Raw genomic sequence first — 13311 nt, forward strand, 5'->3', positions numbered from 1 at the left:
TGGCGGTGCGAAAGCGGCCTTTTTGCGTTGCGGATTCGACGGTTTGTGGAATTTTATGTTGCGTTGGTCACAGGTTCGGTGACGGCGGCGTTCGCGCGCATGGCGATCTTGGGGAGGAGCTTGCGCAGAGCCCAGTAGATGACCAGTACCGCCACTACAGACACGTAACCATCGATGGCATAGTGCCAACCCAGATAGACCGAGCTCATGATGATGAAAGCCACATAGCACCACATCAGTGCGCCGAGGCGGTGTGACAGCTCGCCGATGAATAGGGCATTGAGGACGACCATGGCCACGTGGATGGACGGGAATGCCGAGATACCCGAGCCAATGCCGACATTGCCGGTTTCATAGAGGTCCCAGAGATAGGCCTGCAAATTGTGGGCGGAGTTGCGTTCTCCGGCGGTGATGCCCAGGAAGGCCAGCTGTTCGCCGAAGCGCTCGGTGTCGCCTGTGACCAGGCCGTAAAATGCCGGACCGGCCGAGAGCCAGGTGCCGGCGATCAGGTTGCCGATGATGACCCAGCTCAGCATCCAGGTCAGCACGTAGCGCAAGCGGAACTGGTCCGCCCTGGGCGATGTCACCACCCAATAGAGTGTGAAGTAGCAGAGGATGAACCAGACGACGTTGTAATTGAATTCGACCACCCGAAGCACGATCGGATGCTGGGCTATTGCGTAGAGGTATCGCCAGGGGTCGGTACCAAGATGGATAGCTTTGTCGATGTCGGCCTGAGCCACATCGAACAGGAAGCCACTGGCCAGTGGGAATGTCGACTTGATCGATGAGAACATCGTGGTGAACAGCAAAAGCGCCGTCAGGAGCAGGATCGTCCCTGCCGCAAACCGGGCCACGCGGGCTGGCGCAAACATTGCCCGGTAGGCGAGCGCGCGTCGCCTGTTGAGGCGGATCGTAATGTGGCTGAAACCGATAACGGCTACAAAGATCGGCGCGGCAATACCGAAATTGATCGACCAGGCGAAGTAGTAGGCATTCAGTGTTCCAAACGCCGTCTGTTCCATGCCCGCCATCAGCATGTAGCCGCCAATAACGTAGAGCGCGGCGATAATGTAAAGGGGTAGGTCAGCGCCAATAGCCGAGCGCAATGCGGCGAGATACTGTCTTGCGGTGCGCTCGTGTCGATCCATCAAGGTACTCCTGATGGATCGACGCCTAGCAGATGCGGCTTAAAGACTGGTTATGGGGCACTAAATCCATGCTGCTTGAGCGAGCGGTGGCGTTCGCGGACGCGGTTGGTCTGGACGGGCCACAGGCTGTAGTCATTGTCGCCGACTGCCAGCCGGGTGTGCAGCGGCCAATTGGGATCGTCCAACGCGCCGCGGGCCAGGGCGATGAAGTCGGCATCCCCATTGGTGATGATGGCTTCGGCTTCCTCGGGCGCGCCAAGCAGGCCGACCGCGATGGTGGGGATATCGGCGCCTTCGCGCACGGCGCGGGCGCAGGGCACCTGGTAATTGGGGCCGACGGGGACGCTGGCGCCGTCAAAGCCGCCCGTTGAGGCGTCGATGGCGTCGGCGCCGAGCGCCTTGAGTTCGCGCGCCAACACGATGCTGTCCTCGATCTGCCAGCCATCGGGGTGCCAATCGGTCACCGAGAGACGGACGAAGAGCGGCTTGTGGGCGGGCCAGACGGCACGAACGGCCTTGGTCACCTCCAGCGGCAGGCGCATGCGGTTTTCGCGGCTGCCGCCATAGTCGTCGGTGCGCTTATTGGCCAATGGCGAGAGGAATTGATTGAGCAGATAGCCATGGGCGGCGTGGACCTCGACGATATCGAAGCCAGCCTGATCGGCGCGGATGGCGGCGGCGACAAAGGCGTCGATGACCCCCTTGATGCCAGCGGCGTCGAGGGCGGTCGGGGTCTGGTAGTTCGGATTGCTGGAATGGGCGATGGCGCTGGGGGCGACGGGTATCCAGTGCTCGAAGCCGATCTGGGCCTTTTCGGCCTCGGTTTCGGTGAAGCCATTGCGCCACGGCACCGGCGAGGAGGCCTTGCGGCCGGCGTGAGCGAGCTGGATGCCGGCGGCAGCGCCCTGGCTGTGGAGGAAATCGACAATGCGGGCGAGGGGCGCGATCTGCTCGTCCTTCCACAGGCCGAGATCGGCATAAGAGATGCGGCCTTCGGGGGTGACGCCGGTCGCCTCGAGGATCACCGCGCCAAAGCCGCCAATGGCGAAGCGGCCGAGATGGACCAGATGCCAGTCATTGGCGAGACCGTCCCTGGCCGAATATTGGCACATCGGCGCCACGACGGTGCGGTTGCGCAGGGTGAGGCCGCGCAGGGTGGCGGGCGAAAACAGCTGGGACATGAGGGGCTCTGGGTTCACGGTCGGGGACGACGGGACCAGAAGATGCACATTCGCGCATCCATCGGCAAGTACCGATGAAAGCAAATCGATGTGACGGCTATCCATGAAGGTGGGGCCCGACAGCGAGACTGCGCGGGAATGGGATCGGGAGGATCGCATCCCGCGCAGTGGAGCGGGGGCAATTATTGGGCCGCTGCAAAGCTCGATTGGGTGGCGTGGGCGTTCATCAGGCGGGTCATGCGCAGGGCGGCGAGGAAAGCGAAGCCGGCCATGGTGGCGCCGACGACAAACACCGGAATGATCGCGAGGTGGATCTGTTCGACTGTGATGGCAGTGGCAAAGCCGGCGGTGTTGGCAGCGACGCCGGCCAAAGCCGCGCCGATGGCATTACCGGCGGACTGGGTGGTCGGCAGCAGGGCCGAGGTGCGGTCGCGCTCGGCGTCGGAGGCGGCTTCCATCAGCGTCAGGTTCAGATAGCCATTGGATATGCCAAAACCAGAGCCGATGGCGATTTGGGAGAGCAGGACGATGATCAGCTGGCCGGTGAGCAGGCCGATGAGAATGCCGATCAGGCCGAGGGCAATCAGCGCGGGGCCAGTGCGGATCAGCAATTTGCGGGTTTCGCGCTGGCGGATATTGGCGACGGTGATGGCCGAGAGGCTCCAGGCGACAGCCATGACCGCGCCGATGGCGCCGGCAAGGGTCGGGCCGTAACCCCAGAGCTGCTGGGTCAGCAGCACCAGATAGACGGCTGAGGTCGCGCCGGCGACGGGCATGAACAACACGACCAGCAAGCCCGAGCCGATGACCGAATTGGGCCAGAAGGCGCCTGTCGGCATCAACCGCACGCGGCTGCGGCGATCGAGCCAGACCGAGCCGACAAGCAGGATGGCAGCACCAACCAGCAGGGCGGCAGCCTGCAGCGGCGGCGCGATGCTGGCCAGCGCGACCAGCATGATGCCGCTGCCAATGGTGAGCAGTCGAATGCCCGGAAAACCGGGGCTTTCGTTCGTGGTGTCGGCTTTGCCAGGCACGACGACCGCCACCATGGCCGCAAAGATCAGCACCAGCGGCACGTTGACGAGAAAGGCGGCGCGCCAGGAGACCAGCTCGGTCAAAAGGCCTGCAAGGACGGGGCCACCAAAGGCGGCGACAGCCCAGACCACGGCCTGCATGCCAAAGACCTTGGGCACGAGGCGGGCAGGGAACAGTTCGGGAATGAGCGCGAAACAGATTGCCGCGACGACGCCTTCTCCCAGTCCCTGGAAGGATCGTCCGATCAGCACCTCGGTCATGGTGCCGGCATTGGCGGCAATCAGCGTGCCGAAGAGGAAAACCGCGCCGGCCACCAGCAGTGCGGTGCGGGCGCCCAGACGCTGCTTGAGCAATGCCGCACCAGCGCCGCCCATAATGGCCAAGACCAGATAGAGCGTCAGCGCCCAGGCGATCAGTTCAAGGCCGCCCAGATGCTGGACGGCAGTGGGCAGGGCGGTCGAGGCCAGGAAGGCATTGAAGGCGAAGAGGGCAACGCCTAGGCACAGGATCAGCGTCACCGTGGCATAGCGCGGGGTGAAAATCTCGGCCCAGCTACCATTGCTGTCGGCAGTGTCGGACATGGGATGAACTCATAATTTCAAAAGTCTTGGCTTGTTATATTCCGGCCAATTAAAAAAGCAATCGCTTGTTTTATTGGATTGGGCCCGCTTGGCGATGGTTTCAGGCAGGCGATGGGGCGCTGCGTGGCGTGGTGGCGTGGCGGCGTCGTGCGCGTGGGCTGCGAAAGTGCACTTCACAACAAATCTCTTGCGTAGAACCGTACCGTACGGTACGCCTCTGCACGAAGTCGGCTGGACCCGTCCGACGGCACTGTATGAGGATCACCCGTGGCCCTGACCATCAAGGTCAACGAAGAGACGTTCACCCCCCGCCAGCAGGCTGTGCTGACGGCGGCGCTGGATCTGCTCGTCGAAAATGGCGATGGGCTGACCATGACCGCCGTAGCACGCCGCGCCTCCTGCTCCAAGGAAACGCTCTACAAGTGGTTCGGTGACCGCGATGGCCTGCTAACGGCGACCGTCCAATGGCAGGCGGCCAAGGTGCGCATGCCGGTGGTCGACCGTTCCCACCTCAATGCCAAGGCGCTGCGCAGCAGCGTCGAGCAGTTCGCCCGCGACCTGCTGACGGTGCTGACCGGCGAAATCTCGGTGACGCTCAACCGCACAGCCGTGACCCACGCCGCCCAGGAGAAGGACAGTCTCGGCACTATCGTGCTGGAGAATGGCCCGCTGGCGATCCGTCGCCGGCTGAAGCCGATCTTCGAGGCCGGGCGCGATGCCCGCCTGCTGCGTTTCGACAGCAGCGAGGATGCCTTCCGTACCTTTTTCGGGCTGGTTGTCCGCGATGTGCAAATCCGCATGTTGCTCGGCGACAAGACCCTGGCCCAGACTAATATCGAGGCCGATGCCAAGGCCGCGACAGACCAGTTCTTTGCCCTCTACGGGGCGGATACAACGCAATAAAGGGGAACAACCATGCGCGTTTATTACGATCGTGATGCCGATCTCAACATCATCAAGTCCAGGAAGGTCGCGATTGTCGGCTACGGTTCGCAGGGCCATGCCCATGTGCTGAACCTGCGCGACTCGGGCGTGACCGACGTCGTCGTGGCGCTGCGTCCCGGCTCCCCATCGGCCAAGAAGGCCGAGGGCGAAGGCCTCAAGGTGATGTCGGTTGCCGACGCTGCCAAGTGGGCAGACGTGATCATGATGCTGACCCCGGACGAGCTCCAGGCCGATATCTACAAGCAGCACATCGAGCCGAACATCCGTGACGGCGCCGCGCTGGCATTTGCGCACGGCCTCAACGTGCACTTCAACCTGATCGAGCCCAAGTCGACTGTCGACGTGATCATGATCGCGCCCAAGGGCCCGGGCCACACCGTGCGTGGCGAATACCAGAAGGGTGGCGGTGTGCCATGCCTGATCGCCGTGCACCAGGACGCGTCGGGCAATGCCCATGACATCGCGCTGGCCTATGCATCGGGTGTTGGCGGCGGCCGTTCGGGCGTCATCGAGACGAATTTCCGCGAAGAATGCGAGACCGACCTGTTCGGCGAACAGGCCGTGCTTTGCGGCGGTCTGGTCGAGCTGATCCGCGCTGGTTTCGAAACGCTGGTGGAAGCCGGCTACGCGCCCGAAATGGCTTATTTCGAGTGCCTGCACGAAGTGAAGCTGATCGTCGACCTGATCTACCAGGGCGGCATTGCCAACATGAACTACTCGATCTCGAACACTGCTGAGTGGGGCGAGTATGTCACCGGTCCGCGCATCATCACCTCGGAAACCAAGGCCGAGATGAAGCGCGTGCTGCACGACATTCAGTCGGGCAAGTTCACCAGCGACTGGATGCAGGAAATCAAGGCCGGCGGCTCGCGCTTCAAGGCGACCCGTCGTCTGGCTGACGAACACCAGATCGAAGCCGTCGGCGCGCAGCTGCGCGACATGATGCCCTGGATCAAGGCCGGCGCGCTGGTCGACAAGGCAAAGAACTAAGACGATTACAAACGGGGGCTTCGGCCCCCGTTTTCTTTTGCGCGCTATTTTCAGTATACAGCAGATCCCAGTGCGATGTCGGGCTGGGCTTTGATAGTAAATTTGAATTCTATATAGTTCAAAGCTGAATAAATTCGTCGATCGATCTAAAATTGAGTATTTTATTCAATAATAGAAGCGTTTGTCTCGATGAATATTCTGTTTTGTTCAGCCTCTTATTCATCTCCAAGGAACCCTGGAACCTTTGTTGGGTCCGTTCGTTCTTCCTGCAGCCATGGCGCATCGCGGCTTCGATGGCTTGCATGGCGTGCAGTGCATCGTCCTGACGCCAGATTTTCAGACGCTTAGATCCCAGGCGATTTTCGACGGGTGGCAGTTATGCCGCGCGAGGCTTGTCGATTTCTTGAACACCGTTCCGTGCTCGCGGTGAGGCTAAACGGGCACACTGAAGTCGGAGATTACCAATGAAGAAGCTTATCTTCCTGGCGATTGGTTTTACTGCACTTGCCGGGTCCGCATTCGCGCAGGGGACGAACCCCGTTTATGTGTTCAAGGACGTTGATATCGACGGCGACAATTACGTCTCGATGTCCGAAGCACAGGCACGGGCGCCGGATATTACCCTGGGCCAGTACATGAACGCTGACTCGGACAAGGACGGGAACCTGAACCAAGACGAGTTCGCGGTCGCGTTGAAGGCCTATATGGCAGCGCACGCCGCTATGTAAAATGGCGTCAGATGGTAATGGGCCGGCGCGACTTTTGTCGCTTGCCGGCCCATTATCTTGTTCGATGCCCGGTGGTCCCGACATTTTGCGTTTTAGCAGACTCCCCAGCGGCGCCAGCCTGATCTAAACCTGTGCGCGGCCCGATCGGGCCCTGGGGGGGATTCGACCATGGCCAATGACGCCGATATCGCGCTGGTGAAACGCCAGGAGCAGGAATTGGTGCTGAGTCAATTCGATGAGGCGGTTGCCTATGCGCTGGGCTCGTCGATCCGCGCGCGTGCGCTGGCGGAAGGCCTTGGCCTGGTGGTCGATATCCGGACCTGGGACCGGCAGATGTTCTTTGCGGCGACCGCGGGCACCAGTGCCGACAATGCCGAATGGGTACGCCGCAAGATCAATTCCGTACGTCGGTTCCAGCGCGCCAGCTATCGGCTGGTGCTGGAGCGCGGCGAGGGGCCGTTTTTGCCGCAGTCCGGCGTTGATCCAGCCGATTACGTTATCGCCGGAGGTGGATTTCCATTGCGGGTTGCCGGAGCCGGGATTATCGGCTGCCTGACGATTTCGGGCCTGCCGGGGCGCTCTGATCATGGTGTTGCCGTCGATGCCCTGTGCGACCATCTGGGGCGAGACCGGGCCGCGTTCGCGCTGTTGCCGGAATAGTGCGCTCGATGTTGCGATTTTTCTGCACTGGGATGCTGTGATGAAACTCAATTATCTGCTGCTCGACGTGTTCACGCAGGATCGCCTGGCAGGCAATCCGCTGGCGGTGGTGACGAAGGGCGATGGCCTGCTCGATGGCGAGATGCAGGCGATTGCCCGTGAGTTCAACCTTAGCGAGACGGTGTTCATCTTCAAGCCGCAGGCCGAGCGCAATACGGCCGCAGTGCGCATCTTCACGCCGACGACGGAACTGCCATTTGCCGGCCACCCGACTGTTGGGTCTGCCGTGGTGCTGGGGCTGCAGAACAAGGTCACGGCGGTGCGGATCGAGAGAAGGTGGGGCTGATCACGGCCCTGTTCGAGCGTCGTGACAAGCGGGGCGGTGAGGCGCGCTTCGCGCTGCCGCGCCTACCCAGCCGGATTGCGTCGCTGACCGACCGGCTCGGCATGGCGCAGGCCCTGGGCATCGATATCGACGACATCGGTTGCGATGTGTTGCAGCCGGCGGTGTTCTCGGCCGGCGTAACCTTCCACCTCGTGCCGGTGCGCAATGCCGAGGTGCTCCGCCGGATCAATATCAATACAAGGATATGGGATAGCGTATTCTCGCATGACCACAACTCGGCCTATGTCTTTACCCGCACGCCCGAGGAGTCCGACAATGACCTGGCGGCGCGGATGTTCGGGATGGATGTGGGCGAGGATCCGGGCACCGGCTCGGCCGCCGCAGCGCTGATCGGGCTGCTGGCCGAGAATAGCGATGTCGCCAATGGCCAGACCGATTTCGTGCTGCGCCAGGGCCATGAAATGGGCCGCCCCTGCCGCATCACCATCCAGTTGCGGATGGAAAACGAGGTGCTGACCCATGGTGGCATCGGCGGGCATGCGGTGATTGTCGGTGAGGGCGTGCTGGATCTGGGTGATTAGTGTCGGCGGCAGTTTTTTCTGTCGCCAGCCGTCTGTCACCTGCCATTCACCTTCCTCTTCCTTGCTGCCCGCGGACTTGATCCGCAGGTCATTCCCAACACGGCACAAGCGGTGAGCGGCCCACGGGTCAAGCAACCGTGGGCAGCGCGGTGGGGTGCGCTTGACTTGTTGATCAGCACCAATGGCGAGCCTCTGCAAGTCGTGCTAAGTAACGCCGTCATTTCCAACGTTGAGGGGCGGGGACGTGGACGTTTTCATCAATATTGTAATCTTTGTGCACATCGTGGCATTTATCGCCGGCGGGTCCAATAGTGTGGTTGGGCCGGTAATCGCGGCGCGGCTGGGTGGGGCGACGCCCGCGCAACGCGATGCCTATTATGGGGTGATGAACCAGCTGGCGCAGGTGGGCAAGGTCGCCATGGTGGCCCTGCTGGTCAGCGGGCCGCTGATCCTGTGGCTGCGCTATGGCGGGCTGGACGGGGCCAGCATCTGGTTCTGGATCAAGATGGTGCTGGTGGCGGTGATGCTGGTGGCCATCGTCATTGGCGGGATCAATGACAAGAAGGCGCAGGCCGGGGACCATGCGGCCGAACAGGTCGCTGAAACCGCGCACAAGATTACCGGTGCGGCCTTCGCTGGAGTAATTCTCGCCGCGGTTTTTGCCTTCGGCTAGGGCACCGGTCGCAAAAAGTGACTATCGGCACCGCCTTGGGCTTGCACCGGGCGGTGGATTCGCGCATTCTCTGTTCAGAAATCGGGACTGAACCTATGCAGCGCAAGCGCGCAATCGCCATTGCTATCGAACAGCGCCAGGCCTTTCAGGCCCGGCTGTTGATTGCTGCTGGCATGCTGCTGCTTCCCGCGCTCATCCTCCTTCTTATCAGCCCCTGATCACCGGCAGTTCGCTAATGCGGACGGGTCGTCAGGGGATTACGCCATAAGCCGAACAGCAAATGTCCGGCCTGCAGAGCCATGAGCTTTGGGCCGCTTGATAGGACGACCAGCATGACCGCCGCCAATACCGAGACCAATAAAGACCGCGTTTTCATCTTCGACACCACGCTGCGTGATGGCGAGCAATCGCCCGGCGCGACGATGACGCTCGAAGAAAAGCTGCAGGTCGCCGAGGCGCTGGACGAGATGGGCGTCGATATCATCGAGGCCGGTTTCCCCATTGCTTCCACCGGCGATTTCGAGGCTGTGGTGGCCGTGGCCAAGCAGGTCAAAAATGCCACTGTTGCCGGGCTGGCCCGCGCCATCACTGCCGATATCGACCGCGCCGGCGAGGCGGTGCGCCACGCCCGGAAGGGTCGCATCCACACATTCGTTTCCACCTCGCCGATCCATCTGGCCCACCAGATGAAAAAGACCGAGGACGAGGTGATCGAGATCATCGCCCGCACCGTGGCGCAGGCCCGCAACCTGATCGACGATGTCGAATGGTCGGCAATGGACGCGACCCGCACGCCGCTGGAATTCCTCAAGCGCTGCGTCGAGACCGCAATCAAGGCCGGTGCCACCACCATCAACCTGCCCGATACGGTGGGTTATGCGGTGCCCGACGAGCATGAGGCCATGTTCCGGACCATCATCACCTCGGTGCCGGGCGCCGACAAGGCGATCTTCTCGGCCCATTGCCACAATGATCTGGGCCTGGCCGTGGCCAATTCGCTGGCCGCGGTGCGCGGTGGCGCCCGTCAGGTGGAATGCACCATCAATGGCCTGGGCGAACGTGCCGGCAATGCGGCGCTGGAAGAAATCGTGATGGCGCTGCGCACCCGTGGCGACATCCTGCCCTACCAGACAGAAATCGAAACCACCCATCTCGCTCGCGCCAGCCGCATCGTTTCGGCAGCGGCGAATTTCCCGGTGCAGTACAACAAGGCCATCGTCGGCAAGAATGCCTTCGCGCATGAAAGCGGCATCCATCAGGATGGCATGCTGAAAAATGCCGAGACCTATGAAATCATGACCCCGGCCAGCGTCGGCATCAAGGCAACCACCCTGGTGATGGGCAAGCATTCGGGCCGCGCCGCCTTCAAGGACAAGCTGAAGGAACTGGGCTACGAATTGGGCGACAATGCCTTCCAGGAAGCCTTCCAGCGCTTCAAGGATCTGGCGGACCGCAAGAAGCATGTCTATGACGCCGATATCGTGGCGCTGGTGGATGATGAAGTCGGCTCGGTCGGCGACCGCATCAAGCTGGTGGACATGGAAGTCGTGTCCAAGACCGGCGGCGTGCACAAGGCCAACATTACCCTCACGATCGACGGCGAAGAAACTTCGGTGAGCTTTGAGGGGACCGGCTCGGTCGATGCGATCTTCAACGCCATCAAGGAAGCAGTCGGCCAGCAGCCGCATCTGGTGCTCTATGCCGTCGATGGCGTCACTGGCGGCACCGATGCGCAGGCATCGGCGCATGTGCGGCTGGAGATGAACGGCCGTATCGTTTCGGGCAATGCGGCCGAGCCGGATACGCTGGTGGCCTCGGCTCGCGCTTACCTCAATGCCTATAATCGCCTGCTGATCGAACGCGGTGCTTCGGCACAGGGCGCGATGGCCGGCTAGAACTGCATGGCAGGGGTGCCCGGCTCATCTTGCGCGTGACGCTGCTTTGCGGCACGAGTTGGATGGCAATCATCAGGGGCACCCCCGCCATTGACGCTCAGGTCTGAAATTCGCGGGATATTGACCGGCGTGTCGCTGGTGGCGGCGGTGGTGCTGGTGGCGATCAGCATGCCGCCCCGCATTCCCGGGCAGGAATTGCTGCATAGCCTGCGGTTCCACATCGCCCTGGTCTGCCTGGTCCTGCCGCTGTTGCTGCTGATCAACGGCGCCTGGATTCGCGCGTCGCTGGTGGGCTTGCTGGTGGCGCTCAGCCTCGGGCAGGGGGCGCTGATCGTGCGGGCGCAGCAGGCGACGCGCGCGCCGCTGCCGGGGGAGGATGCCCCGGCCTTCACGCTGATGAGTTTCAACGTCCTTTCCAGCAATCGCTCCGGGCGGGAGCTGGCGGATTACATCATCGCCTCGGCGCCCGATATTGCGGTGATCATGGAAGCGCCTGGGATTGCGCGCTATTTGCCCGACCTGCTGCAGACGTTTCCCTACAAGCTTGGCTGCGAGGGCCGTGCCACCTGCGATCTGATGGTGCTGTCGCGCACGCCGTTTACCAGTGGTCGGGTGTTGCCGCTTTATCCGTTGAACCGGGAGCGGCTGATCCTTGGCGTGACCGAAATTGCCGGGCAGAGCGTCAATATTGTCGGCGTGCATCTCAGCAAGCCGTATTTCGACGAAACTGCCAACATCGAGCTGGAGAGCGTCGAGGACGCCCTGATTGGCGTTGACGGGCCAATGGTGCTGGCGGGCGATCTCAACGCTGCCGCCTGGTCGCGCAGCGTTGCCCGCTTTGTCGAGCAGTCCGGGCTAGAACCGCCGCCGTCCTATCCCGCGACCTGGCCGGTTCGCGCGGGGGCATTTGGCGTGCCCATCGACAATGTATTCTCGCGGCACGGGGCGGTGATCGAATCGATCAGCGCCACGCCATCATCGTTCGGGTCGAACCATTTTGGACTGATCGCGAAGGTGCGGTTGGCGGAGTAGGGGGGTGGGCGGTTGGTGGCGCCCACGCTGAGCTTGCAGCTTGCTTCATTCCTGATCCAAACCCGGAGTCATTCCCGCGAAGGCGGGAATCCATTCTTGTTTGCACCGGAGCCGAAGAATGGATTCCCGCCTTCGCGGGAATGACTCCGGGGATTTGAGAATGACCTGCGAGACGTTTGCACCGAGAGGGCGACTACTAGCGCCCCGCGTGCTGCACAGCCTCTGGCAACATGGCCTCGAACAGGTCCAGGTCTGCGTCCAACCCAACCGACACGCGGATGCAGCGATCCAGGCCCGGTGTCATCGGTTTGCGGATGAAGACGCCGCGTTCGGCGAGGCCTTTCAACACGGCGCCGGCGAAAGCGCCGTCACGGCCGCAGTCGATGGCGACGAAATTGGTGGCGGAGGGCAGGGGCACGAGGCCATTGGCTTCGGCAATGCGGGCGATGCGGCGACGGGCTGCGGCAGTGCGCTCGACCACTTCGGCCAGGTAGGCATGCTCGCCAATGGCGGCGATGGCGGCGGCCTGGGCGATATTGTTAACGCCGAAATGGTTGCGGACCCGCTCGAAGGCACGAATCGTCGTTGCTTCGCCAATGGCATAGCCGCAGCGCAGCCCGGCCATGCCATAGGCCTTGGAGAAGGTGCGCAGCCGCAGCACATTGGGGCGGCTGGTATCGATCGCGGGCAGCGTGCCGGCCGGCGCCAGCTCGCCATAGGCTTCGTCGAGCAGCAAGAGGGTCGTGGGCGGCACCGCCTCGATAAAGCGCTGTACGGCCTCGGCGGGCCACCAGCTGCCCATCGGATTGTCGGGGTTGGCCAGATAGACGATCTTGGCCTGCTGGCGCCGGGTAGCGGCCAGCAGGCCCTCGAGATCCTCGCGATCATCGATATAGGGCACTGTATGCAGCTGGGCGCCAAAGCCGGTCACGTGATAGTTGAAGGTGGGATAGCCGCCCAACGAAGTGACCACGCTGTCGCCGGGGCCGGCGAACAGCCTGACGCAGAGCCCCAGCACGCCGTCGACGCCCTCTCCCACGGTGACTTCATCGGCCTTGATGCCGTGATGATCAGCCAAAGTCTGGCGCAGCAGAAAGACTTCGGGATCGCAGTATTTCCAGCTGTCATTTGTTGCCTGGATCATGGCGTTAAGAACTGCGGGGGCCGGGCCAAAGCGAGACTCATTGGCGCCCAGCCGGGCGCGAAAGGCACGGCCAGAAGCCCGTTCCAGCGCCTCTGGCCCGACAAAGGGCACGGTTTCGGGCAGGCGGGCGGCAATCGGGGTCAGTGCAGGCCGGATCATGGCTGGGGTCTCGGTACAGATTCGCCTGCCATCCTATTCGGACGTGCGAGGCCTGCAAGGCCGCGATTTGCCTGGGCCCGGCAGGGATTGGCCGCGATAGCGAGCAGTCGTTAACGCCGCAGCGGCAAATGGTTACTGGCATGGCCCAGCCATGACAACACTGGCACAGTCTAGAATGGTTATGCACAGGGCCTGGGGCGTGTGCGCGGC

14 protein-coding genes are annotated in these 13311 nt (G+C 62.4%); 10 read left to right on the forward strand and 4 right to left on the reverse strand.

The annotated features are described in order from the left end of the window. Nucleotides 1-53 precede the first annotated feature (53 nt). The 3 genes from BUA69_RS08585 to BUA69_RS08595 all read right to left on the reverse strand — a co-directional run bounded on the left by BUA69_RS08585 (nucleotide 54) and on the right by BUA69_RS08595 (nucleotide 3948). Nucleotides 54-1151: a phosphatase PAP2 family protein gene (locus BUA69_RS08585; RefSeq protein WP_046134898.1), complete on the reverse strand. Its 1098-nt coding sequence runs from the start codon at nucleotides 1149-1151 to the stop codon at nucleotides 54-56. 50 nt (nucleotides 1152-1201) lie between these two features. Continuing rightward, a complete protein-coding gene (locus tag BUA69_RS08590; protein ID WP_046134897.1) occupies nucleotides 1202-2332 on the reverse strand; it encodes an NADH:flavin oxidoreductase/NADH oxidase in 1131 nt (376 codons plus the stop codon). A 182-nt stretch (nucleotides 2333-2514) separates the two neighbouring features. Next, nucleotides 2515-3948: an MFS transporter gene (locus tag BUA69_RS08595; RefSeq protein WP_046134896.1), complete on the reverse strand. Its 1434-nt coding sequence runs from the start codon at nucleotides 3946-3948 to the stop codon at nucleotides 2515-2517. Nucleotides 3949-4215: 267 nt separating this feature from the next. Here BUA69_RS08595 and BUA69_RS08600 point away from each other — a divergent pair, with 267 nt between their 5' ends. The 10 genes from BUA69_RS08600 to BUA69_RS08640 all read left to right on the forward strand — a co-directional run bounded on the left by BUA69_RS08600 (nucleotide 4216) and on the right by BUA69_RS08640 (nucleotide 11798). After that, on the forward strand, nucleotides 4216-4851 hold the full coding sequence (locus BUA69_RS08600) for a TetR/AcrR family transcriptional regulator (protein ID WP_046134895.1): 636 nt from the start codon (nucleotides 4216-4218) through the stop codon (nucleotides 4849-4851). 12 nt (nucleotides 4852-4863) lie between these two features. Beyond that, the gene (gene ilvC, locus BUA69_RS08605) at nucleotides 4864-5883 is read left to right on the forward strand and encodes a ketol-acid reductoisomerase (protein WP_046134894.1); all 1020 of its coding nucleotides are present in this window, start codon (nucleotides 4864-4866) and stop codon (nucleotides 5881-5883) included. A 464-nt stretch (nucleotides 5884-6347) separates the two neighbouring features. Next, nucleotides 6348-6611 carry an EF-hand domain-containing protein gene (locus tag BUA69_RS08615; RefSeq protein WP_046134892.1) on the forward strand — a complete coding sequence of 88 codons (264 nt, stop codon included), beginning with the start codon at nucleotides 6348-6350 and terminating at the stop codon, nucleotides 6609-6611. Between the two features lie 168 nt (nucleotides 6612-6779). Continuing rightward, nucleotides 6780-7271 carry a heme-degrading domain-containing protein gene (locus BUA69_RS08620; protein WP_046134891.1) on the forward strand — a complete coding sequence of 164 codons (492 nt, stop codon included), beginning with the start codon at nucleotides 6780-6782 and terminating at the stop codon, nucleotides 7269-7271. A 40-nt stretch (nucleotides 7272-7311) separates the two neighbouring features. After that, nucleotides 7312-7617 carry a PhzF family phenazine biosynthesis protein gene (locus BUA69_RS21420; protein WP_052950491.1) on the forward strand — a complete coding sequence of 102 codons (306 nt, stop codon included), beginning with the start codon at nucleotides 7312-7314 and terminating at the stop codon, nucleotides 7615-7617. Next, the gene (locus BUA69_RS08625) at nucleotides 7608-8198 is read left to right on the forward strand and encodes a PhzF family phenazine biosynthesis protein (RefSeq protein ID WP_052950490.1); all 591 of its coding nucleotides are present in this window, start codon (nucleotides 7608-7610) and stop codon (nucleotides 8196-8198) included. The genes BUA69_RS21420 and BUA69_RS08625 overlap by 10 nt, the downstream gene beginning before the upstream one ends. Nucleotides 8199-8442: 244 nt before the next feature. Continuing rightward, on the forward strand, nucleotides 8443-8871 hold the full coding sequence (locus BUA69_RS08630; RefSeq protein ID WP_046134890.1) for a hypothetical protein: 429 nt from the start codon (nucleotides 8443-8445) through the stop codon (nucleotides 8869-8871). Between the two features lie 95 nt (nucleotides 8872-8966). After that, on the forward strand, nucleotides 8967-9089 hold the full coding sequence (locus tag BUA69_RS21425) for a hypothetical protein (RefSeq protein ID WP_280136802.1): 123 nt from the start codon (nucleotides 8967-8969) through the stop codon (nucleotides 9087-9089). A 114-nt stretch (nucleotides 9090-9203) separates the two neighbouring features. After that, on the forward strand, nucleotides 9204-10766 hold the full coding sequence (locus BUA69_RS08635; protein WP_046134889.1) for a 2-isopropylmalate synthase: 1563 nt from the start codon (nucleotides 9204-9206) through the stop codon (nucleotides 10764-10766). A 90-nt stretch (nucleotides 10767-10856) separates the two neighbouring features. Continuing rightward, nucleotides 10857-11798 carry an endonuclease/exonuclease/phosphatase family protein gene (locus BUA69_RS08640; protein WP_143154475.1) on the forward strand — a complete coding sequence of 314 codons (942 nt, stop codon included), beginning with the start codon at nucleotides 10857-10859 and terminating at the stop codon, nucleotides 11796-11798. A gap of 196 nt (nucleotides 11799-11994) precedes the next feature. Here the strand turns inward: BUA69_RS08640 and BUA69_RS08645 are convergent, their stop codons facing one another. Continuing rightward, the gene (locus BUA69_RS08645; protein WP_046134887.1) at nucleotides 11995-13101 is read right to left on the reverse strand and encodes a pyridoxal phosphate-dependent aminotransferase; all 1107 of its coding nucleotides are present in this window, start codon (nucleotides 13099-13101) and stop codon (nucleotides 11995-11997) included. Nucleotides 13102-13311: the final 210 nt, after the last annotated feature.

Origin of the sequence: Devosia limi DSM 17137, assembly GCF_900128975.1 — a bacterium.
Taxonomy (GTDB): domain Bacteria; phylum Pseudomonadota; class Alphaproteobacteria; order Rhizobiales; family Devosiaceae; genus Devosia; species Devosia limi.